We start from the raw sequence: 24,579 nt of genomic DNA, 5'->3' as shown, positions 1-24,579 counted from the left end.
AAATAAGTGGCATTACCAAACCTTATAACCCGTATACTGACAGGAGCTGTGTTTGTTGCAATCCTTTTGGGTAGTATACTCTTCAATCAATATACCTTTCTTATAGTTTTCGCTTTAATTCAATCCCTAGCCCTGTGGGAGTTTTATGGTCTGATAAACAGTGCAAAACAAACAAATATTCCGGAAAAACTCAACGCATTGGGCGGACTGCTGCTGTTTCTTGCGGCTTTTGCGTATTATTCGGGACTATATACTTCATCGGTTGTCTTTATACCATACCTTATTTATATACAGTTTTTATTTGTTTTTACTCTCTATAACAAACGGTCTTCAGCCGTCAGGTCATTAGCCTATTCATTGATGGGGCAGGCATACATTGCACTTCCTTTCTCCCTGGCTAATTATCTGGTGTTTACGAATAATGCCGGCGGATACCACTCTATTTTCCTATTGGCTCTTTTGGTGATGCTGTGGGTAAACGATTCTTTTGCCTATCTGACTGGTTCACAGTTTGGAAAACATAGGCTGTTTGAGCGCATATCGCCTAAAAAATCGTGGGAAGGTTCTGTTGGTGGAGCCGCGTTTACATTGCTCACCGCACTTATTTTCTCTCACTTCTACAACGAATTTCATGTTGCAGGATGGCTGGGTTTTGGTCTGATTGTGATTGTGTTCGGAACATGGGGCGACTTGATAGAATCGCTGTTGAAACGAACTGTAGGGGTTAAAGATTCAGGCAACATATTGCCGGGGCACGGAGGCATTCTTGACAGGTTCGACAGCCTGATATTCTCTATTCCGGCACTTTTTGTTTATTTGAAGATCGTACAATTTATCGCAACTTTATAAAAGAACAACCTATTTTCTTAAGAATAGGTTGTTCTTATTTTTTATCATCACCGATTAATATCAATCTGTTAAAATCATTCGCTTGGTATCTATTTCTCTACCATCTGCAATGAGGGAATAAATATACATTCCCGGAGTTAATTCGTAGCTATTGATTGTTATGGAGTTTTCTCCCCTAAACAGATTTGTTATATTCTTGATTTGTTTCCCTTGCATATCATAAACATAAAGATTTGCATTTTTAACATTATCTTCCAAGAAATAACGTATCTCTGTATTTATCGAAAACGGGTTGGGGATATTTTGATACAGTTTATTATTAGAGATAACAACACCGGATATATCCGACGATATTGCTTCATCTTGTCCGGTTTTTTTTGTCATAACATTAGGAGATACTAATCGTTGAAGATTCTCTATTTGCTGTTGCTGATCTTCAATTTGTACTTGTTGTTCTTTCATGGCTTCAATTAATAAGCCCACCAATTCGACATAAGAAACAGCCTTTTTCCCATCATAAGATGTACGCACCACTTCGGGGACAACTTTTTCTACTTCTTGAGCCACAACTCCCATATGCTTTCTTTTCTTCTCTAAATTAATCTGCTGAACTAGTTCGGATGTACTTTTGAAATTTATAATTTCGGATTGTCCTTCTTTTTTTCGATATTCTTCCATATCCTGAATTTTAATTTCCTGATTATCGGTAAATTGAGAATTAAAGGTAACCCCTCTTAGTTGCATCACTTTTTCTAGTGGCGAAGTTATTGTCTCGATATTACTTTTCGTTGATTTGTCGGATGTGATCAAGTGAAAGTTCGAGTAAACTTCACCATTTGTTAATACGAAAAATGTTTTATGCCATTCTTTGGTTGTTTTATCTATATACCAGCCAGCATAACTGGCTGCCAATGGATTATATGACAACACCTTAAGTATGTCGCCGCCATTTGAAATATCCCAATGCCCAAAGACAGCTAAACTGGTTTGCAAGGTTGATGGATATATTGTAACACGTCCCTGTATGCCTGTAGATCCATCATATGCCTGCCGTCCGATAACAATTTGACCCATATTGTTCATAAATAATCCTTTCTGGCTATTTGTGTTTCTACTTAGATATGCATTATCACCACTCCTGAAGATATAGAACGGAGTTCCTGATCCATTCGAAAAAGCTATTCCGTTACGATATCCATCAACTCCAATATTTAACTTACTATAATTAGTCGTGGTTGCGCTTCCGAAGTTGGCTCTACCATTACTGTCTACTTTAAATTGTGCTGTTGCAACTAGCGAGATGGATAATAATATTGCTATCGTTAATAATTTATATGCTTTCATAGTTCTTATGTTTTTGTTAGATTTTTAATATTTGTCAATTGTTCCATATTGATTTTCAAAAACTGCACCTAGTTGTACCTCGAATTGTCCACTATGCCTCAACTTGATGTAGGCATTATTCTTCAACTGGACATTACTGCCTGACAGAGCCTTGACATTAGCTTGATAGATTTTTCCGCCGTTGACTATCAATGACGCTCCTTCTTTAACAATAATACAAGCTTGCTTTTCCATTGTAATTATTGCATTTGATTCCAATGTTAAACTTTTCCCGGATTCTATTATGATATTTCCACATATATTTTGTGTATTATTCCATTGAGTATTTGTATTTATCAACAACGGAGGACATATTATTCCATGTTCTCCAGTATTTTGAGCATTGTGCCTTGAACTTCCCCATTCAATTCTATTTGCATTTCCATTCGTTTTCCAAACATATACAACACCATTAGCTACTGCCATTATTTCACTATTCCCATCACCATCAATATCAGCAACAGATAAGTATGGTGCATGGCGATAATTTGATGGTATCTGTATTGGGAAGCCTGCAACATCAGAGCCATCCAACTTTAATCCATAAATCTTACCATCTTTTTTAGGTGCGATCAGTATCTCAATTTCTTCGTCTCCATCCAGATCTGCCAAGATAGGAGGCATTGCAGATTCAATCTCCATGCTTTTGTTTAAAATAATATTACCGTTACTATCCCATACCTTAAGTGCATCTTTACCCGAAGCTACAATCTCAAGTCCCCCTGTTCCAGTCAAATTACCTACTGAAAATGGAAATGCTCCATCTTTGTTTCCAATATTTGTAATCTTCTGATGCTCTTTTCCCCATTTGACATCAAGGTTTGCATTATAATCTGTAACGTGAATATAGCTTTCATCTGCTCCTCTATTTGCCCTCATAATAATTTTCTTTTGTCCGTTGTTGTAAAGGTCGCAAACCACGGGTGTATGATGGAACGAATACCCCGGAGAACTATAGTACCATTCATCATAATCATAATTGGGAGGACCTGATTTTATAAATCGTTTTCCATAACAATCCCAGATGTATATACCTTCACGGCATCCTGCTATTATTTCCATTCTTCCATCATTGTCTATATCAGCGACAACAGGCGCACCCGCATTCCATTTGTCAACCGAAGGATTTGCTACACACCATAGTTCCTCTAAACGATTGTCCAATACCTTTATCAGGTTGTTATCTATATCTGAATGCAGGATGATTTCCATAGATCCATCCGGACTATTATCAATATTTGCTAATATCGGAGCCTGCTGATAATATTCATTCGAAGGGAGTATTTTTTTGAATTCGATTCGGGGTCTATTGTTTTCATCTTTCTCCATGCCATAGACAGTTATATAGTTCTGATTTCCGTAATTTTCGCGTGTAACGGAAACAATATAGTTTTTGCCTGTTCCATACAAATCACCAATAGCTACTGGGGCTCTGATTACAGCATCCAGGTTGGAAAATTCGCCCGTTGTAGTTACATTATTATCTACATCGAATAATTCTTTACCTTCATGATTCAAACCTATCAAATGCCCTACCTTAGAGTTGTCCTCTCCCGCCATTGCAGTGAAAATCTCTTTTTTACCATCGTTATCCACATCGTAGGCTATTGGAGCTATCATTCTCGAATTAGGAATACTTATATTCATTGTTACAGGGAAAAGCCCGGAAGCAGGAGGGGTAGTCCAAGCGGTAAATACACCTGACTGGTTCCCTTCATTCCCCGAATTTGAAACAGCGCTTATTTTATAGTAATACTTCTTTAGTGGTTGGAGATTATAATCCTTGAAATAAGTATGAGGGACAGGGTATGTATTTACTTTCGTATAAGTTCCATTCTCTGTATCGCTCCTGTAAATGTTATAACCTTGTATGGTAAAGTTTCCTAAAGGCTTATTCCAGTATAAGGCGATCTCTGTCTTGTCACTCTCAAATTTTATATTGTCGAAAAGTATATTACCTGGTTTATCTAGCAGATTGAAAGAGAGTGTATCTTGTCGTCCATAAGCATTTGCAATAGCCAACCGGATATTTAAAGCACTACCTGTAATGTAAGAATTAGAAACAGAAAATGTAAACTCGGAATTGTTTTGCATTGTTTCCTGATATTTTATATTAGGGTAAGTACATGGACCAGAAAAGATAACTATAGGTGGTTCTTGAATCATCTGTGCTTTAAGACCTGCTGTTTCTGCTTTTCCGGCATTGAATACATCAACCTTCATCCTTACAACTTCTCCCGGTTCTATAATTTTGTTATTATTGGTTGTATTGATAATAGTCTGATCTCTCACTTCAATTTTATGAGTATGCACTTCTATGTTGAATTTATCATAATAATTAGCACTCGCTGCATCCTTTATATCCAACCTGAAAGTAATAGCCATACCCAGAGTATCGTTTTTCAATATCTCGGGTGCATTTTCTTTTATCTTGAATTTATATTTCGTAAGCGATGAGTTGGTTCCGCCTGCTACAATATTGCCAAAGTTTGCCAACGGTTCCTGCATTATTATATGAGAAGATGTGCAGTTGAGAGTCGCTGAAACATTGTTTACTGTTGCCGACCCCGTGTTTTTAAGCCGAACAGTCAATTCAATTGTTTCTCCCGCATCAAGTTGTTTATCACCATTGCTATCATAAAAAACAAGGCTATCAATGGAAACATTTGTGTTGTAATTGGACGAATCCGCATAACGCTTTGTGAAAGGAATATAATTATGGGAAGTGACAGTAACATCAATACTGTCTTTTGTGTATGAATCTATCTCATAACGATGCGGACCGGCTCCCGTTACTTCTTCTGCCATATAGGCTTCATTGCCTTTCATGATACAGAGCATTGCTTTTTTATCAGAGGGAAAACCGTTTATTGTGACAGCTACATTGGTCTTGCCCGGTGTGGAGGGTGTGGCATTAGCCGTAACATTCAGGTTTTGCGGTGTTGCCGTCCACACAGGCATCTCGGGATCGCCGAGGAGGGTTAAACGGCGTTTACCAGATGTATTCGTTGGTTTACTCGTATTCCGAAAAACATATCCTAAATTGTAACAAGTAGTATCATTATATAAGTAATCAATAAATCTGGCAAATTCGTCATGTTCATAATAGTAGCCATCATCAGAATTACCAATAAAAGCAACACATCCACCATTAGAGTTGTTTAAATAATTTGCACCAAAGCAGTCGTAATTAAAAGTTGCAGGTTTACAACCTGCCGAATACATGATTTGCAAATAATTTTCATTGTTTAGTCGGAAAATATCTTCTTTTGTTATATCCATTCCTTTGTCTTTTGATGATGCTCCAATGCTACTTATACTCGAATGATCTAAGTGGTAGACAATATGTATATTCTTATTTGGTTGATTTTGTTTCTGTAATAGTGAATAAAAGTTTATTTTATTCAATTCAATATCTGCAACTGGACAATCTATAGAATATGGTGGAGTTGGTCTTTGAACTTCGATTACCGATCCGTTGCTCATTTTGTATGAGCAAATTGTGTCATTGTAATTTTTATAATTATATTTTGTGCCAGAGCAATCAAAATTGTCATACATTAATATTGATTTTTCTTTTATATGAGAAGGTAAATTGGTCTCTTTAACATGTTTAATTGTTTTCAAATATTCTTCATATCCTCCTCTTGTAAATCTTATTTGCTCTTTTTGAGAAAGTGATATGCAATCAGATCTATCTAGATGTGCACAAGCAACAAGAAAATTATTATAATATTCACGATCTACATCTTTTGCTTTTTCATAAGTTAATATTTTTTTGATAAAAGTCTGTACATCTGCAATATCTTTCACTGGTGCTCTTCCCAGATAAAAATCGTGACCATCAACAGATGCCGAAAACCTGTTACCAGAATACCATGTCCCTCTTGTTGTTGCATAATATAAATCGGTAGGATATCCTGACACTATTCTTCCAGGTATAATATCTGTATTGCCACCTAATAAAACAAACAAGCCAGTACCCCATTTCGATCTAGCCTCTATCAGATAATTCCTTATCTTTTCAGGGACATCTACTCCTTTGTAATTTGGGATAATTTCTTCTGTAGTTTTGATTATGGTGGGTACACCTTTCTTTGTTTTCCAGTCTGCTAGTTCCTGAAATATCGGCTTTAATTCGTTATTCGTAATTATTATATATCTGGGAACAATCTCCTCTTTTACGAATGATGATTTTGTCATTTTTTGCTCAACAATTCCTTTTGACTGGGATACAATGGTCGTTGATGGATAAAATCTCTCCACATCATCGGGATTTTGTACTATAGCTTTAATATGTTTTTTTACGAAATCTTTTTGTATTTGGGATTGTTTTGACAATTCTTCTGATTCACTTTTCAACGGAACAGTAGCCGAATATTCCAAACTGAAGTCTATATTACAAAGATATACTTCTTTTGAGCGAGGAATATATTCTATAGGGCAGATACCTACAGTTACAATACGATAACCCAATTCATAATGATCCGAAACTATTGAGACTGGTTTGTTTGGAAATGGTAACTGTGTATTATACAAAACCGTATCCATTCTAAATGCCCCCTCATATTTGTTGTTCACAGGAATTGGAGGCTGTGATGGATATACGTAAAATGCTCCTGGCAATTTTCGTTTTGTCAATGTATTGATTCGAATGCCTGTTACATTAGCATTTGTAGGAATTATAAAAGATTGAATTACATATGGTAATTCAGGGGTGCCAACATCATCCCCAGATTCTGTGTTTGGTAAAGAAAACCGAACGAATTCTCCATATGATATTACCTCTAACTCACTAGGCGCAAAATTAACTCTCCCTCCAACCTGGGAAAATAGCCCCATTGATAGTAGTAAAGTTGTAAGCAGTAAAAATGATTTCTTCATAGATGTTACATTAAATATTTCAATGAGTAATAAATATCCCTTTTTGAGAGATGTTTTCACCTATAATTTGATAGATATAGATTCCCCGAGCACAATTTGACAAATCAATACTTGTCGAAATATTGCTTTCGATTGCCTTCGTTTTGAGACCATTAATATTATACATTATAAGTTTAAAGAAAACATCATTTATAGTGTTATGAATTTCTAGTGATTTTGTATTTTCATTATATTTTACATTAATTTGATTATTGATATTGTTAATCACAATAGAGTTTACAGGAGAATCAAAACATGTTCCACAATGTTCGAGATTACTATATTTTACTTTATTCTTTTCTTTCATACAAATAAGACTTCCTCCCAGAGGTTTTCCAGATCCATCTAAAGGATAAGTAATCGGAGAGAAAAAAAATCCGGAGAGACTACCAATTCCCTCAATCCACTTTTCTCTAGTTTCCTTTAGTTGTATCATTCTACCTAAATTTACGATCTCATCTTTCTCTATAATATCATCTATATTGTTTGATGTTTCTGTTATGTGTTTTAGTGTCGGCTCATTGTAATATGGGTCGGTATAAAACCTTCCAAATAAGACTTTTTCTCCTGTTCTTTTTGAAAAATCATACAAAATATATTCCTCTAGAATCGTACCATAAATATTATCAGCAGGTTTTAAATAAACAATCTTTTCATTCTGTCTTATTCCTCCGATATATACATCACTTTCATCTATACTCAATGTGCTATCATTCAATAAATAAAGTTTTTGGTAGGTCTGTTCATTAATAATGGTATCTCCTGATAAGCCATAAATGAAGTGTTTTGTTGGTTCATATGAATATACATAGACACTCCATATAGCATCCGATGTAGGAAATACATCCTGTGCCTGCATTGGTTTCACGTTCCACCATGCTAGGAGAACCACAATTGTCAAGAGTAGTTTTTTTTGCCTTCATAAGCATAGAATATTAAGTTTAACTTTTATTTTCTTAAAATTCAGATATGTATTTTGCATAGAAGATACTATACCTGAAACGGCACAATATCATTTTTCGAAAAGTTTGAAACTCAAATATATTAAAATATATTTATAATTGCAAAAATGAAGCAGTGGTTTTTCATATATTATAAATTTATTTTAATCAATAATTAACTTTCCACTTTGGTATCTATTTTTTCCTGTGATTTTATATAGATATAGTCCAGCAGAAAGAGAATGGACATTAATGTTGGTTTGAGAATCGGCTAAGGCGAAAGTATTTACGACTTCTCCATTTGCTGTAAATAGGACAAAATCTAATCCGGGAACAAACTCGCTAAAAATGATTTTAATAATTTTATCTTTTTGTTTGTAAGCAACCTTTAATTGGTTTTCAATATTATTATTTTCAATTGATGCTGTTGGTGTTTCAAAGCAAGACGTACAGCCTTCTTTCATGTATTTTACGTGATTCTTTTCTTTCATACAAATCAATTGATAACCAATTGGAGAACCAAACCCACTTGGAAACTGAAGAGGATGAAAAAATAGTCCTCCTAGACTCCCTATACCTTCTATCCATATATCAAGACCTATAGAATTTTCTGTATCTATATACAAAAAAACATTATCATTATTTTTTTCTACACTATATACTACTCCTGTTGTATTATATATATTTGTACTTACACATTCAAATGAGAAACAATTGTTAGGAGGCCATCCCATCATTGGAGGTTTTTTTCCAAAATTTATTTCTTCATCAACTGATTTTGAGAAATCATACATCAAGAATTCATCAAATTTGGAGCCGTCTTTTTTGTCTGCTGGTTGTACCCATACTCTTTTATCTGCTTGTCGAATGCCTGCCACAAAAATGTCTCCTTCATCAATGTTCAATGTAGTATCATTCAACAAATAGAGCTTTTTATAGGTCTGCTCATTGATTATTGTATCACCAGATAAACCATATATTATCTGTTCATTTTTTTCAATATATTTATGTATTACCCATATAGCATCTGATGTGGGAAATACATCCTGTGCCTGCATTGATTTCACGTTCCACCATGCTAGGAGAGCCACAATTGTCAAGAGTAGTTTTTTTTCCTTCATAAGCATCGAATATTAAGTTTAACTTTTATTTTCTTAAAATCCAGATATGTATTTTGCATATAAGATACTATACCTGAAACGGCACAATATCATTTTTCGAAAAGTTTGAAACTCAAATATATTAAAATATATTTATAATTGCAAAAATAAAGCAGTGGTTTTTCATATATTATAAATTCATTTTAATCAATAATTAACTTTCCACTTTGGTATCTATTTTTTCCTGCAATTTTATATAGGTATAGTCCAGCAGAAAGAGAATGGACATTAATGTTGGTTAGAGAATCGGCTAAGGCGAAAGTATTTACGACTTCTCCATTTGCTGTAAATAGGACAAAATCTAATCCGGGAACAAACTCGCTAAAAATGATTTTAATAATTTTATCTTTTTGTTTGTAAGCAACCTTTAATTGGTTTTCAATATTATTATTTTCAATTGATGCTGTTGGTGTTTCAAAGCAAGACGTACAGCCTTCTTTCATGTATTTTACGTTATTCTTTTCTTTCATACAAATTAATTCGCAACCTTCTGATCCTCCAGGTCCACTAAAAAAGCCTCTGTATGAAAAAAATAGACCTCCTCTAATACTCCCAATCATTGGCATCCATAAATCTCCTGAACCTGTCCATGGAGCAATATCATATACATTTTCAAATATGCTCATTAATATACCAACCATACCTCTAATATCGTTTTTATCAACACATTCGAATGTAGAGCAAAAATTCCCATATCCCATATAAGGCCTATTATCAAAATAAATTGTATCACCCACATTTTTAGAGAAATCATACATCAAGAACTCTTCAAACTTAGAGCCATCTTTTTTGTCTGCTGGCTGCACCAACACTTTTTTATCTACTTGTCGAATGCCTGCCACAAAAACGTCTCCTCTGTCAATATTCAATGTAGTGTCATTCAGTAAATAAAGTTTTTGATATGTCAGTTCATTCATTATGGTATCACCAGACAAACCATATACAAACTGTTGTCCACCTTTAAAAGCCTCATACATATGTATCACCCATATAGCATCCGATGTAGGAAATACATCCTGTGCCTGCATTGGTTTCACGTTCCACCATGCTAGGAGAACCACAATTGTCAAGAGTAGTTTTTTTTGCCTTCATAAGCATAGAATATTAAGTTTAACTTTTATTTTCTTAAAATTCAGATATGTATTTTGCATAGAAGATACTATACCTGAAACGGCACAATATCATTTTTCGAAAAGTTTGAAACTCAAATGTGTTAAAATATATTTATAATTGCAAAAATAAAGCAATAGCTTTTATATAGTTATATTTTTCGTAATTTACACTGAAGTTTTTCATGTATTTAATTGTTTTACAGATTATTAAACACAAATATTTGCCTAACAATAAGCAACTTGTTTATTTTGCTTGGTCAGAGGTTTCATGGATAAGAACTACATCTGTTCAATAATATTAAGAATTGAGGTATTCTGCCGTATAAGTGACAGAAATATTTAACGATATATTTTCGGATTATAACTTACTGTGACTGTTATAGTTGGCGGATCAACAAAAAAGGTCTGAAACCTTATTTCAGATACATTGCAAATAATTTCGTTGGTTTTGCTTATTTTTGCGCTTCACATTGCATCTTTGTGTGTCAAGTCTTTATATTGAATATGGAAGAAAAGAAAAAGAAGAAGAAAAAGAAACCTGTAATAAAAATATTATGGGGAATTTTTATCGCAGGTATTTTGTCTGTTATATTTATTTTTACTTTAATCTGGGTTGGGGCTATCGGATACCTTCCTCCTATCAAGGACTTGGAAAATCCGATCGATAAATATGCCTCTCAAGTATATTCGGCTGATAATGAATTGCTGGGAACATATTCTCAAAGCAAGGAAAACCGTATCTACTCAAACTACGAAGACCTGTCTCCTTATCTGACACAGGCATTGGTTGCAACAGAGGATGAACGCTTCTACAAACACTCGGGTGTTGATGCTTATGCCTTGGGGCGTGTGTTGGTGAAGACAATATTTATGTTCCAGAAAAGTGCCGGAGGAGGTAGTACCATCACTCAGCAGTTGGCAAAACAGTTATACTCACCACCATCCGAAAATCTGAAAGAACGTGCCCTACGTAAGCCTGTGGAATGGGTTATCGCCGTTAAACTGGAAAATTACTATACGAAGGAAGAAATTATCAACCTGTATTTGAATAAGTTCGACTTTCTCAACAATGCCGTAGGAATACAGTCGGCAGCCAGAGTATACTTCAATAAAACACCCAAGGAACTGAATATTCAAGAGTCTGCCACACTGATAGGTATGTGTCAGAATCCGTCGAAATATAATCCACGGAGACGCCCTGAAGCCACCAAAGGCAGACGGAACGTGGTGTTGGATCAGATGGCAAGAGCGGGTTACATCACTAAGGAACAAGCAGAGTCTCTAAAGAAAACAGATCTGGTGCTTGATTATAAAAGAGTTGACCATAAAGATGGGCTTGCACCCTATTTCAGGGAATATCTGCGTAAGGCGATGACTGCGAAAAAGCCGGTCAGAGCGAATTACGAATCGTGGCAGATGGAACTGTATAAAAATGATTCGATAGCTTGGGAAACAGACCCGTTGTATGGTTGGTGCAACAAAAATAAAAAATCAGATGGTTCAAATTATAACCTATACACCGACGGTTTGAAAATTTATTCCACAATAGATTCCCGTATGCAAACTTATGCCGAAGATGCTGTAAAAGAACACATGGGTGGATATTTGCAACCATCTTTCGCCAGAACTAAGAAAGGAAAATCGTATGCTCCGTATGCCGCATACGACGCCAAAAACGTAGACACACATCTACGGAAGGCTATGAAAAATTCGGATCGATATAAAAACATGTCAAAAGCTGGAATGTCTGAAAATGACATTTTCAATGAGTTTAAAAAGCCTATTGACATGAAAATATTTTCGTGGAAAGGTGGCGATATAGACACCATCATGTCTCCGTGGGATTCTATCCGTTATCACAAAGGGTTTCTACGCACGGGTTTTGCCGCTATGGAACCTCAAAACGGACACATGAAAGCATACGTAGGTGGTATTGATTTTCAATACTTCCAATACGATATGATAAACATCGGAAGAAGGCAAATCGGGTCAACAATCAAACCATATCTTTATGCTCTGGCTATGATTGACGGACGTACACCCTGCGATCAGATGTTGTATCAACAGCAGAATATTACGCTAGAAAACGGAAAGGTTTGGAGTCCGAAAGGAGGAAGAGCCTCTATGATCGGAAATATGGTGACTATAAAATGGGGGCTTCAAAACTCCGACAACTGGGTCACAGCCTGGCTGATGAGCCAGTCATCTCCGTATGCATTTGCAAAATTGTTGCGTTCGTTTGGTATAACGGGACAAATTGATGCGCAAGTTTCACTGGCTCTTGGCACACATGATGTATCTGTGGGTGAAATGGTTAGCGCATATACGGCATTCGTAAACAAGGGAATCCGCTCGAAACCGATATATGTGACCCGTATCGAGGACGCTTATGGCAATATCGTGGCAACATTCAATCCCGAAATGTCGGAAGTATTTAATGAACTGACATACGTAAAAATGCTGACAATGCTGCGTGGTGTGGTTGATGGCGGTACAGGTAGCAGGTTGAGATATAAGTATGGACTTAAAGGCCCTATGGGTGGAAAAACCGGAACAACACAGAAGAATGCCGATGGTTGGTTTATGGGTTTCACGCCCGAACTTGTTGGCGGTTGCTGGGTTGGAGGAGAAGAACGTACAATTCACTTCGACAGCACATCGGAAGGACAAGGAGCTGCAATGGCACTGCCTATCTTCGGGTTGTTTATGCAAAAAGTATACGCCGACCCCAAACTAGGCTACAATCCGAACAAGCAATTTGAAAAGGTTGCAGGAAATCCTGATCCTTGTGCCAATAAAATAGGCAATGACGAAGTGGAACAGGTAGTCGGCATTGACGAATCGTTCAATTAAAGTCGAGATAAAATATAGTAAGATAAGAGTTGGATTAATAAAATTCAGCTCTTATTTTTCTTTATCCTCTTTCTCCAATTCTTTGGGGATTGCTATCGAACTATACAGAATGAGAATTGCGGCAACAAGCATGGCAATTACCCATTCTTTAAATTCATTAAAAAGCAGATAACAAGATATAACCATCAAAATAACGGCGAATATTTGCATATTGAACAACCGCTTGCCTCTGACTGATTTTCCGGGATAGGGAGTTGTGAAAGTAGTTGCGCCGAAGCCAGCAACACCTACAAGCATAACATACTTGAGATCGGGTAGAAAAAAGAACCCTGCTGCTCCAATAAGTATCAACAGGGCGGATATTTGATAAAACAGTTCTTTCCTTTTTTGTTTATTCATCTTCCTTTTTGTTTTCAATGACGAATACATCTTCGTTATCCCGTTTCATGAGGTAATTTTCTCGTGCAAACTTCTCGATGTTATCTTTACCCGATTTCAGCTCTTCCAGTTTCCGAGAGTTTTCGTCCTTTTGTTTTTTGTAGTATTCAATCTGTTTATTCAGGCTGCTGATCTCGGATTTATATTCATAATGGGCAAAAATATTGCTGTCGCTCAGAAAAAAAGCGAAAATAATAAGCACTAAAATGATGCCTATTTGTAACTTTGAGAAATATTTTGATATCCAGCCCATAGGTTCGGATTGAAAATTTTGTTAATATCTGAATCAGATTACAAATATAAGAAAAAGAAAGAATTGCAACTATAAGTATCAATCCTTTTGGTAAAAAAAGAGAGAAAAGAAAATGCGTCAGGAAAGCATTGTTAGTAAATACAGAACTTATCTATTATTGGAAAAGGCTCTTTCGGGAAACTCGATCGAAGCATATATCAGTGATGTGAATAAATTGCTCAATTTTATTCACAACGAAAATTTGGATCTGAAGGATATTACCTTAGATAATCTTCAACAATTTATTGCGCAACTCTACGATCTGGAAATCAGTCCGAAGTCTGTTGCCCGGATAATTTCCGGGACAAAATCTTTCTTCGGATTTTTACTTGCCGATGGCTATGTCTCTTCCGACCCGACCGAACTGTTAGAAACTCCCAAGCTGGGGATGAAGTTGCCCACGGTGTTGTCTATTGAAGAAATAGACGACATGAAGCGTATTATCGACGCCTCTACCCGTGAGGGGCAAAGAAACAGGGCAATTATAGAAGTTTTGTATAGCTGCGGTTTACGTATATCGGAATTGACGACATTGAAGTTCAGCGACTTGTTTCTCGACGAAGGATTTGTCAGGGTGGAAGGCAAAGGAAGCAAACAGCGTTTGGTTCCGATTTCTCCAATAGCGATAAAAGAATTGAACTATTATTTGATGGAAAGGGAGACTTATCCGATAAAGAAAGGTTCTGAAAATATTGTGTTTTTAAGTAAACGGGGAACTCCTATTTCGCGTATCATGGTTTTTCATTTTATAAAGGAATATGCGGCTAAAGTGGGTATTAAGAAAAATATAAGCCCGCATACATTCCGTCATTCATTTGCAACACACATGCTTGAGGGAGGAGCAAATATCAGGGCAATACAACAGATGTTGGGGCACGAAAAGATTACTACGACGGAAATTTATACGCACATGGACAGGGAGTTTTTGCGCCAGGAGATTATAGAACATCATCCGAGAAATAACCGGGTGGAATGATAATAGATATGGAGAATAATGTGAAAGACTTCGGTCTGGTTTTGGAAGGGGGTGCCATGAGGGGTATTTTTACTTGTGGCGTGCTGGATTGGATAATGGACAACAACCTGCACTTTCCGTATACGATAGGTGTGTCGGCCGGAGCATGCAATGGAGCCTCATACATATCCAATCAGAGAGGACGTGCCCGGTTTAGTAATATAGAATTGTACGAAAAATATCAGTATGCCGGATTGAAACATTATCTAAAAAACAGAAATGTAATGGATTTTGATCTGCTTTTTGATGAATTTCCGAACAAAATAGCACCTTACGATTATGCTACTTATGCCTCATCGGGCAAACGGTTCGAGATGGTTGTGAGCAACTGCCTAACGGGACGTGCCGAATATATGGAAGAATATGAAAGTCACCAACGATTGTTGGACATATTGCGGGCATCGAGTAGCATGCCTTTATTTTCGCCCATCACTTATGTAGACGAAACTCCGATGCTGGATGGTGGTGTTTGCGATTCTATACCTGTTGAACGTGCCATAAACCAGGGGTATGAGAAAAATGTGGTAGTCCTCACCAGAAATAAGGGTTACAGGAAGAAGAAGTCTGGGTTGAAAATGCCTTCGTTCGTTTATAAAAAATATCCGTTGATGCGTGATGCGGTGAATAGGAGAAGCGAATTATATAATGCGCAGTTGGATTTGGTTGAAAAGCTGGAAGATGAAAATAAGATTATAGTTGTTCGTCCGATCGAAAATATGACCATAGAACGTATTGAAAAAGACATAGATAAGTTAAAATTCTTTTACGATCACGGATATGCATGTGCAGAATCTGTATTGAAAAACAAGTTTGTGCTGTAATCTCTTTTCTCTTGATAGAAAGTTGAGTGTGATCTTGCATATTTCGCTACAATTTGCGTATATTTGCAACTTCAGAACAAGTAAACACCTCCCCTCTGTCACTGGGTAAGTGACAGAGGGGTCTTTTTTTTCTTCTGATTTCGGAGGGAGAATTTCCCAGATTTTTGTGACAAAATTCGTTGAAGTGAGAAAGCGTGCTGAACATGTTTTCTGTCGAAATCTGCTTCAAACTTTTGTTCGTGTAATAAATATCGTGATACACCACATTTGCCCGACGCTTTCTGAGCCATGAATAAGCCGATACGCCGAACGATCGCCTGAATCGCTTGTTGAACCCCGAATAGCTATAATTCATAATCTCAGCCAGTTGGCGAATGTTTTTAATATCTTGAGATAATATCTTCACCTGCTCTGAGAAATATAAATCGTTTGTGATATAGCTGCTGAAAAAACGACTGAGTTCTTTCTGTGTGTATGAAGCCTTCAATACGTATATCAATTCCTTTGCTTTTATTCTTGCTAATGAATTGTAATCCAGATTACTACTCTTGTAAATTTGTAACGATTCGATGTATGCGGAGACAATATCGTTGAAAGGTAGGTAGAGGTTTTGATTGTTATCATTTTCCTCCGTTTTGTCCGATTGAAAATGAGTCAACTGATTGATTTCCTCGCTTATATCAACGGATATCAGAGCAGATTCTTCCATTGCCTTTACGTCTGTTTCGTAGCCGGTGGGAATCATGAATATCTTTCCTGCCGAAATCCTTTCGTCTTTGTGCGATAAAGAAGAAATATTCAACCGACCTTTACCTATGAGAATAATGCTGCAATTTCTCCTGTTTGTTTTCCATTCCTGACCTTTTTGAAGATCAACGAACAGAATTCCTTTTTCTTCATATTCCATATTTTCTGTTGTTTAAGTATTTGTTACTGTGCGTGTTTAACTAATGTCTAATAATTATTTTTCGTATACATTTTTCGTCAAGAACTACAAAGTGTCTGTTTTCTAAAAACTTAGAATGAAATAAGTAATGCTGCTTACTTACCTTTTTCGACCATGTTTAATTAATGTTTATCTTTTCCAATTTTGCTCTTTCTTAATCCTTTGATTACAAACAGAATAACATATCCAAAACCACTCCTCTGTCACTTACCCAGTGACAGATACGCAAAGGGTTAAAACAGAAATATTTAACACAACAAACAACATTAGAAACTTATGAAAAAGAGCAGTTTAATTTTATTGATTTTTTTAGCCGTTACGGCACTCAAAGCACAGGTGGGAGTGAATACGGAATCGCCTCAGGGAGTATTTCATATTGATGCGGCACGTAACACGAGCGGCAACACAAACGTGGCAGACGATGTGGTGGTGGATGCGCAAGGCAGAGTCGGAGTTGGGACGAATAATCCTACAAATAAACTAAGTGTCTTTACGAACGGATACAACACAGGACTTCATCTTCCCAATGGAGCCATAGTTGGACAAGTATTGACCTCAGACAACGATGGCAATGCATATTGGGGCGCTCCCGGAGAAGGTATACAAACGGTGAATGTTGTTTGGGAAAAAGATGCTGCATTCTGGATTAACACAGAAGATGCTCTGGGAGACGGCTATTTTAGTACCGGAACAACTCTAACACTACCTCCCGGAAAGTGGTGGATTCAAGCTTCTTTGTTAGCATACCCAATCAATGAATCAACCGGGGCGAGAATCTATTCTCCCGGCATGTATTGGATTAGAGCAAGTTTTACAGATGGAGTTCCAAGTAAAGGTACACAATCGTTCAAGACCGGAGACTTTATTGGTAATACTTTAATATCGGGATATATGTTTGAAAATGTAATGTGGGCACCCATGAGCGGTGCGGTTATATTGCACAATAAAACCAATGCAGATAAGGTATATACGCTTATAGGAGGTGGCGTAGGCAGAATAGGCTCTTCTCCTCATATATGCATTGCAAATATTGGACAAGGTGTTCTGGGAGAAGATAACATAATAGCCATAAGAATGCAAGATTAGTCAAATCTATCAGTCATTAAATATATTTAAGGTATGGGAATCGCAACTTTTCCATACCTTTTTTCCTGATTTTTGTGGCAAAATTTATGAAGTGAGAAAGCGTGCTGAACATGTTATCAGTCGAAATTTATTTCAAGCATCCTCTGTTCGTATTTTTCTCACTTCTCGATCCTGATGCGTGCATCAACAGCAACAACCTGCTTGTCATTCGCCAGAAGCGGATTTATATCCATTTCCTTTATTTCGGAGGCAAACCGAAGCAGGATAGACAAACGCACAATTATCTCGGTAAACAGTGCTTCATTCAGACCTTGTTGACCTCTCGTACCTTGAATTATTTTGTATGCCCGAAGCGAATGTATCATTGACGACGCTTCCTGAAAGCTGAGCGGGGCAAGACCCGATGCCACATCTTTCAGAATTTCGACGAAAATGCCTCCCAATCCGCACAAAACTATATGACCATAGCCATGTTCATACTTTGCGCCGATAAACAACTCTGTTCCGGAAAGCATTGGTTGAACCATCACTTCGGTGGTTTCGGGTATCGACATTAAACGGTCAAATTCTAAAGCAAGATGTTCCTTTGTCTTAATATTGAGAACAACTCCGCCAACATCCGATTTATGCACAGGTCCCACGCATTTTGCAACAACAGGGTAACCTGCTTTTTCGGCAAAAGCCAACACACTGTTTTTATTAGCCGAAACAAACTCCTCGACACATGGCACACCTGCCGCCTTCAACAATTTCTTCACCGTATCGGGATCAATATACCCGTCAGTTTTTATTGAATCTATTATCCGTCTGATCTTTGGAATATCTACGTTCAAATCCTCCATTTTTCCCGCCGAAGGTTTGTTTATAGTTACCACTCTCGACATTGCATCGGCAAGAGCTACCTCGTCAATAAAATTAACGTGGCCTTTCTTTACAAAGTCGTCCATCTCTTTCGCAGCCGTTTTAACGGAAGGCAGAATAGCATAAATAGGGATAGGGCTTGTGCGCATTTTGCTGTCTAGTATCTCGTATGCTTCACGCACTTTTGTTACTCCGGGATCGCCATAGATAACGGCAATTCCGTCTACATCCCTGAATTTTTCGATACAAAAATCAATTGCATAACCCAGATGTTCGCCTGTTCCTGTTCCTAGCAAATCAATGGGATTTGAAACTGCGCTTCCGGGAAGCAGATGTGTCTTCAACTCCTCGGAAAGCAATTTGGGCATCTCGGGAACATTGATTTTCCCTTTCGACAAAGCGTCGGTCAAAATAACCGCCGGTCCTCCGGCTTGAGTAATGATAGCCAGATTGTTGCCTCTCAGTTTTGGAAGAGATAAAACCGCCCCTACATTTGCCAGCTCGTCCCTCGAAAAACAGCGGATGATTCCTGCTTTACGGAACAATGCTTCAATAGCCAGATCGGAACTTGCTATTGCTCCCGTATGTGACGAAGCCGCCCTGCTGCCCGATTCGGACGTTCCTGACTTTATGGCGGCTATCTGACAACCTTTGCGAATCAAAGAAGCTGCGTGTTCCAGAAATCGGTCGGGACTTTTTATTGTTTCAATATATAGTAGCTTTATTCTCGAACTTGTTTTAGGATCAAACGTCTCATCCAGATATTCGAGAACGTCGTCCACGCCTATCTGAGCAGCATTACCAACAGACCATACCGAGCTAAAGCGAAGCCCTACACGCATAGACGACTCGATGATAAAAGTCGCCGTTCCTCCCGAACTAGAAACCATGTCGACCCCGTAGCGGTCGATATCCGGAATTGGTTTTGTGAAAATACATTGATGGTTCAGGTTGAACATTCCGCTGCAATTGGGACCGATAAGCGAAGCTCCGGCTTTTGTCACCATTTCGGCTATTTCTTTTTCCATCTCCGCACCCTCAGGAGTTTCTTCACTGAATCCGGCCGAAAACATGATAAACGCTTTCACTCCTTTTTTCTCGATAAGGGTTTTCATCACAGAATAGCAAGCCTTTGCGGGGATGGAGATGACTGCCAATTCGGCATTTGGTATATCTTCAACACTTCTGTAACATTTTATACCTTGCACAATATCTTCTTTGGCATTCACTACATAAAGATCGCCACGGAATGTTCCGGATATAATGTTTGAAAGCGCGCTTCCTCCGGGTTTTAATTTGTCATTGGAACCACCCACTATCACAATGCTTTTAGGGTCTACTAATTCTCTATTTATCATAATTATCAGGTTTTACACAAAAATAGCATTCATTTTCTTGACAAAATGATATTTCGGATATATTCTAAAACATATTTATTCGTGGTGATAAGGCTCATTGTTGAGTATCGTCATCGCACGATAGAGTTGTTCGATAAAAATCAGGCGTATCATCTGATGCGAAAAGGTCATTTTCGACAATGAAATCTTCTCTGCAGCCTTACTGTATATCGCTTCAGAGAATCCATAAGGCCCTCCAATAATGAATACTAAACGTTTGTTTACGGTATGCGTTTTCTTTTCTATGTACGACGCAAACTGCATGGATGTATATTCCTTGCCTTTCTCATCCAGCAAAACTATATAGTCGCCGGCTTGCAAATTTTTAGAAAGAAGCTCACCCTCTTTTTCCTTTTGCTGTTCAATAGTCAGGCTTTTAGTATTCTTCAAATCAGGAATCACCTGCAACTCGAATGGGATATAATGCCCCAGCCTGTTCTGATATTCCTTAATGGCTTCCGTAAAATACGAAGCATCTGTTTTTCCTATAACAAGGAGAGTGGTTTTCATGTTTACGAAAATTAAAATAATTATGGATTGGTAGTCGAAAATGTCCTTTCATTTATCACATACTTCGGGGTGGCGTGAAAATAAAAATCGAGAAATTAGAGTTGTCCACGCTCTTCAATTGTCAATTCAACTTTAATACAATTACACCTTGTTTCTCAATTTCATCATGGTTTGAAACAAAGTCAAGGCGAATGACAGCCGATGCTTCACGCAGAAGAACAGAAAGCGTTTCCTTATTCCGGTTTTCACTTGTTTGAGATCTTGCACAGACTTTCTTACTTTCTCGTTATTGATTATATTTCTGACTTGTTTATAATTGTGTCGGAATGTGTTGTCATTGACCGAAAAGAACAGGTTGTCGAGACTGATAACAACCCTCAATACATAATCGCTCTTGATTCGTTTATCGGCTTTCTCCACATACTGAGGCGAGAACACTTTCGTATATTCTTTCCTCAACATATCCAGATAATACAATTCTTGCTGCCACCTTAAAGGGTCATACTTATTCGACAAAGATGTGGTCAATACTTCGTAGTGATACAAAACATCCTTCACGAATGTTATTTTACGGGCATAAAGCATTGTAGTTATGCAGAACAAGCGATCTTCGCTTCGCCGCAGATTCACATCGAACCTGATATTGTTCCGCTCTATCACTTCCCTCCTGTACAAGTATATCCAGGGAACACCCATCAAAAATATTTCTCCGAGTTTCTCGGAACCTATCATCGACAAAACCACTTCGTCAGTCATTCGGTTTCCCTCAAAATTGCCAGACAGATGAGTTGAAGTAAACACCTCTCCTTTTTTACAGGCATTGAAACGAAGAATATCAGTCGGATCATTTTTCAGGTAGGTCACCAAAGTGTCGTACATATCCGGTTCGAGCCAATCGTCCGAATCCACAAAACTGATGTAATCTCCCGAAGCAATATCCAACCCTAAATTGCGAGCGGCCGAAACGCCCCCGTTTTCTTTATGGACGACCTTAATCCTGAGATCGTGTTCCGCATATTGGTCGCATATCTGAGGCGACGAATCTGCAGACCCGTCATCAATCAGTATGATTTCCAGGTTCGTATAGGTTTGCCCTACCACAGAATCGAGGCAGCGGTTCAGCAGTTTTTCGATATTATAAACAGGAATTATAACCGAAATAAGAACACTGTCAGTCTCATTTGAGCCTGGATTATCATATTTCCTGCTATTTGTATTACCTTCGGTTATCAATTTTTTTAAGCAATAGGATGGTATTATATTGATTACAGTTTATATTTTTTTCGATAGAAAAATTCAGCTATTTCGAAGTCAAATTCAGTATCAATATCCACAGATTCCGCTTCCGACAGTTCGTACATGTATGGCACACGCCCGATCACATTTTTATATTTTATCATATTTTCTTTCGATATGATCGATATAGCGAAATTCAGGGCATAAATGTTGGGTAAATCCTGACTACGTGGCTGATGCTCCAAGTCGTAATTTATCGGCTTATTATCGAGAAACATAAACTCTTTCACCAGATTAGCCGAATTGAGCGAATCGAACTTATTGCTTATCTCCTTAAATGTCCTTACCGCATTGCTATAACTTTCAGAATTTACCAGCGGATTGGTGACGTTGCAATATGCAATCACATCGCCATTGAAATTTTCTGCCATATTCTGATACACATCGCTCATAGAAACACTGCTTGTGGCAAACACAGGGTCCCTTTTCACGGCTTCTGCGCCAAGGCTGTCGGCAATTTCGAGCATGCGGTCGTCGTTTGAGTTAACAACAATGCCGTCAAACTCTTTAATTCCTTTCAATTGTTTGATTTTCAACTCTAAAAGATTAGAACCGGCAAAAGGTCTGAGGTTCTTGTTGACTACTCTTTCCGAACCTGAACGAACGGCTATTAATGCTTTTATTTTCATCTCAACAAGGTATAATAGATTAGTATATTCTCGTGTTTATTAATTAGTTACGGGTTGTCGGCAGATTCTATGCAACATCTTGTAACTATTTTACAAATTGGGATTAAAGATGTACCGAATAACATCTTTCACTTCCGTTAGTATTTCGTCTTGACTTATATTCCTTAATTTTTCAATTCTATCTTCCAACTGTTCCAGATTTTCGAACTTATCATCCAGTCCGACAAACTCTTCGTTTTCTTCCTCAGTCCATCTGAGGCAAGGTTTCCCTAAAGCCAGAGATTCGTAATAGGCTGTCGTATTTACCGATATGGAAAAATCGACCAGATCGGATTTCAATATTTCCTGCACCGAGTGCTCACGTCCCAGAAATATCATATCGGAACTGACATCGGCATATTGGGCATGAAAACTATCTTCAACAAAAGGGTGTTTCTTTATATAAAAAACAATGCCGTTATTGTGCTTCTTGTTGTATTGTTTCAGCACCTCCAGCAGTTTGTCATTTGTCCCGATATACAGTTGACGCCCCAGCAAAACAAGGCATTTCTTGAAATTCTGATTTATTGATGTTATCTTAAAGTCTTTATACTTGAGGTTTCCGATAACAATCAACCGGGATGCGTCAAACCCGTGCTGAGTGAGGAAATCAACTGTCGATTGCCCCCAGCAAAGCATCTTCTGCGCTATACAGTTTTCATAATTAATGACATCGAAAGGAATCATTAGTTTGAAATCGCAAAATATCCCATGTTGCAGGGTGATTGTTTCCACATTATGTTTGTTGAAATACATGGTCAGCAAAGACTCTTCCTTGTACGACGAATTGAAACTGACATATCTCTTTATTTGCTGTGGAACAGGAGCTCTCTCCATTGTTTTTATCTGATTCAATATCCTTATCAGCAATGCAATAAAGTTCAACTTGCTCATCACTCCCTTTCCTATACCTCGTCGGTATATCATCCATACGGCAAACCAAAAATGCTTGATGAATGTCCAACCAAAGGGCGATATTTTTTTCAACGGCAGAGCCGACAGGTTAACCACTTCCGAGTCCGGATAATATTGTTGCGCAGTCAGTGCCAGGCTTCGATAATCTGTACGGTCTATGAGGTAGGTAATCAGCACATTTTGCTTAGTGTCAAATGCCTTTGGCAAATCGACGAAACTGCAACTGTTGTAGAATTCTTTAAAAACATCCCTGACTATGGGAGTGGCATTGTAGTCAAAATTCAGATAACCGACTATCAGGTTCTTTATATTATAACCTTTATACGAAAAATCGAATTTTTCTTTTATAACCTTATATTCATTAAACCAAGTTTGATCCATAGGGTATCTTTTTCTGACTAACACAAATTTACATGAATATTTCAGAAAAGCACACATGTAGATTCAAATTTTATCTCTTTTGAAGAATTTAGCTTATCTCATTTCATTCAAATATACTTTTTATATTATATTTGGATAGTCGGAATGTATTTACAATATATTACAAATTGAAAAAGATGTCACACATATCATACACTCAAATAGAATCTCCTTTGGGCGAGATCGTTGCTTGTGCGACAGACAGAGGCATTTGCTTCTTGAATTTTTCGGAAGGAAAGCATAACGAGTTGCAACTGAAACAAATCGAAAAAGAGTTCAATGCCAAACTGAAAGAGGAAGACAGTGAGTTTTTTTGTCAACTTCGTAAAGAGTTGAACCTCTATTTCGCAGGAAAGCTAAAACAATTCAGTGTCCAATTAGATATGATTGGTACGGATTTTCAACGAAAAGTCTGGGACTCTCTGAAACAAATACCCTACGGCGAAACCCGTACATACATGCAACAATCCGTAACCTTAGGCAATCCGAAGGCTATCAGGGCTGTCGCAAATGCCAATGGGAAGAATAAAATATCAATCGTCATTCCTTGCCACCGGGTTATAGGCTCGGACGGAAAAATGACCGGATATGCCGGAGGCGTATGGCGAAAAGAAAAACTGCTTGGTCTGGAAAAAGGCTCTATCCGGTTTTAAGAAACAAAAGACTAAAACAATAAAATATAAATAAAAAAAC

At 37.5% G+C, this 24,579-nt stretch carries 20 protein-coding genes; 6 read left to right on the top strand and 14 right to left on the bottom strand.

Features of this window, described 5'->3' with window-relative positions:
- Positions 1–6: 6 nt before the first annotated feature.
- On the top strand, positions 7–849 hold the full coding sequence (locus tag D0T56_RS00435) for a phosphatidate cytidylyltransferase (protein WP_163318172.1): 843 nt from the start codon (positions 7–9) through the stop codon (positions 847–849).
- 60 nt (positions 850–909) lie between these two features.
- On the opposite strand, the gene D0T56_RS00430 is transcribed toward D0T56_RS00435, so the two are convergent.
- From D0T56_RS00430 to D0T56_RS16670, 6 genes are all read right to left on the bottom strand, one after another.
- Positions 910–2,193, bottom strand: coding sequence for a tail fiber domain-containing protein (locus D0T56_RS00430; RefSeq protein ID WP_163318171.1), 1,284 nt, complete (start codon positions 2,191–2,193; stop codon positions 910–912).
- A gap of 24 nt (positions 2,194–2,217) precedes the next feature.
- On the bottom strand, positions 2,218–7,116 hold the full coding sequence (locus tag D0T56_RS00425; protein ID WP_163318170.1) for a C25 family cysteine peptidase: 4,899 nt from the start codon (positions 7,114–7,116) through the stop codon (positions 2,218–2,220).
- 19 nt (positions 7,117–7,135) lie between these two features.
- On the bottom strand, positions 7,136–8,056 hold the full coding sequence (locus D0T56_RS00420) for a T9SS type A sorting domain-containing protein (protein WP_163318169.1): 921 nt from the start codon (positions 8,054–8,056) through the stop codon (positions 7,136–7,138).
- A 204-nt stretch (positions 8,057–8,260) separates the two neighbouring features.
- Positions 8,261–9,217 (bottom strand): T9SS type A sorting domain-containing protein, encoded by a 957-nt coding sequence (locus tag D0T56_RS00415; RefSeq protein ID WP_163318168.1) that lies wholly within the window; start codon positions 9,215–9,217, stop codon positions 8,261–8,263.
- Between the two features lie 182 nt (positions 9,218–9,399).
- Positions 9,400–10,233, bottom strand: coding sequence for a T9SS type A sorting domain-containing protein (locus D0T56_RS00410; protein ID WP_163318167.1), 834 nt, complete (start codon positions 10,231–10,233; stop codon positions 9,400–9,402).
- Entirely contained in the window at positions 10,226–10,348 is a 123-nt protein-coding gene (locus tag D0T56_RS16670) for a hypothetical protein (protein ID WP_255490939.1), read from the bottom strand. The genes D0T56_RS00410 and D0T56_RS16670 overlap by 8 nt, the downstream gene beginning before the upstream one ends.
- Positions 10,349–10,872: 524 nt before the next feature.
- On the opposite strand from D0T56_RS16670, the gene D0T56_RS00405 reads away from it, so the two are divergent.
- Complete coding sequence (locus D0T56_RS00405; protein WP_163318166.1) at positions 10,873–13,221, top strand: transglycosylase domain-containing protein; 2,349 nt, start codon at positions 10,873–10,875, stop codon at positions 13,219–13,221.
- 51 nt (positions 13,222–13,272) lie between these two features.
- On the opposite strand, the gene D0T56_RS00400 is transcribed toward D0T56_RS00405, so the two are convergent.
- Positions 13,273–13,620 (bottom strand): hypothetical protein, encoded by a 348-nt coding sequence (locus D0T56_RS00400; protein ID WP_163318165.1) that lies wholly within the window; start codon positions 13,618–13,620, stop codon positions 13,273–13,275.
- Positions 13,613–13,912, bottom strand: a complete 300-nt coding sequence (locus D0T56_RS00395; protein WP_163318164.1) for a septum formation initiator family protein — start codon at positions 13,910–13,912, stop codon at positions 13,613–13,615. The genes D0T56_RS00400 and D0T56_RS00395 overlap by 8 nt, the downstream gene beginning before the upstream one ends.
- A gap of 112 nt (positions 13,913–14,024) precedes the next feature.
- Here D0T56_RS00395 and xerA point away from each other — a divergent pair, with 112 nt between their 5' ends.
- On the top strand, positions 14,025–14,927 hold the full coding sequence (gene xerA / locus D0T56_RS00390) for a site-specific tyrosine recombinase/integron integrase (protein WP_163318163.1): 903 nt from the start codon (positions 14,025–14,027) through the stop codon (positions 14,925–14,927).
- Positions 14,924–15,787, top strand: a complete 864-nt coding sequence (locus D0T56_RS00385) for a patatin family protein (protein WP_255490937.1) — start codon at positions 14,924–14,926, stop codon at positions 15,785–15,787. The genes xerA and D0T56_RS00385 overlap by 4 nt, the downstream gene beginning before the upstream one ends.
- Before the next feature lie 46 nt (positions 15,788–15,833).
- Here D0T56_RS00385 and D0T56_RS00380 read toward each other — a convergent pair whose 3' ends face one another.
- Complete coding sequence (locus D0T56_RS00380; protein ID WP_163318162.1) at positions 15,834–16,694, bottom strand: helix-turn-helix domain-containing protein; 861 nt, start codon at positions 16,692–16,694, stop codon at positions 15,834–15,836.
- 315 nt (positions 16,695–17,009) lie between these two features.
- On the opposite strand from D0T56_RS00380, the gene D0T56_RS00375 reads away from it, so the two are divergent.
- On the top strand, positions 17,010–17,819 hold the full coding sequence (locus D0T56_RS00375; RefSeq protein ID WP_163318161.1) for a hypothetical protein: 810 nt from the start codon (positions 17,010–17,012) through the stop codon (positions 17,817–17,819).
- A 158-nt stretch (positions 17,820–17,977) separates the two neighbouring features.
- On the opposite strand, the gene D0T56_RS00370 is transcribed toward D0T56_RS00375, so the two are convergent.
- From D0T56_RS00370 to D0T56_RS00350, 5 genes are all read right to left on the bottom strand, one after another.
- Entirely contained in the window at positions 17,978–20,038 is a 2,061-nt protein-coding gene (locus D0T56_RS00370) for an acetate--CoA ligase family protein (RefSeq protein WP_163318160.1), read from the bottom strand.
- A 75-nt stretch (positions 20,039–20,113) separates the two neighbouring features.
- On the bottom strand, positions 20,114–20,587 hold the full coding sequence (gene rlmH / locus D0T56_RS00365; protein WP_163318159.1) for a 23S rRNA (pseudouridine(1915)-N(3))-methyltransferase RlmH: 474 nt from the start codon (positions 20,585–20,587) through the stop codon (positions 20,114–20,116).
- Between the two features lie 141 nt (positions 20,588–20,728).
- The gene (locus tag D0T56_RS00360; RefSeq protein WP_163318158.1) at positions 20,729–21,820 is read right to left on the bottom strand and encodes a glycosyltransferase; all 1,092 of its coding nucleotides are present in this window, start codon (positions 21,818–21,820) and stop codon (positions 20,729–20,731) included.
- Between the two features lie 32 nt (positions 21,821–21,852).
- Positions 21,853–22,512: a cytidylyltransferase domain-containing protein gene (locus tag D0T56_RS00355; protein ID WP_163318157.1), complete on the bottom strand. Its 660-nt coding sequence runs from the start codon at positions 22,510–22,512 to the stop codon at positions 21,853–21,855.
- Between the two features lie 90 nt (positions 22,513–22,602).
- Complete coding sequence (locus D0T56_RS00350; RefSeq protein ID WP_163318156.1) at positions 22,603–23,847, bottom strand: hypothetical protein; 1,245 nt, start codon at positions 23,845–23,847, stop codon at positions 22,603–22,605.
- A 176-nt stretch (positions 23,848–24,023) separates the two neighbouring features.
- On the opposite strand from D0T56_RS00350, the gene D0T56_RS00345 reads away from it, so the two are divergent.
- The gene (locus tag D0T56_RS00345) at positions 24,024–24,539 is read left to right on the top strand and encodes a methylated-DNA--[protein]-cysteine S-methyltransferase (RefSeq protein WP_163318155.1); all 516 of its coding nucleotides are present in this window, start codon (positions 24,024–24,026) and stop codon (positions 24,537–24,539) included.
- Positions 24,540–24,579: the final 40 nt, after the last annotated feature.

The organism is Dysgonomonas sp. 520 (assembly GCF_010501095.1).
Classification (GTDB): Bacteria; Bacteroidota; Bacteroidia; order Bacteroidales; family Dysgonomonadaceae; genus QVMP01.
The sequence above is the reverse complement of the archived record's forward strand: the minus strand, read 5'-3'. Positions and strand labels throughout refer to the sequence as shown.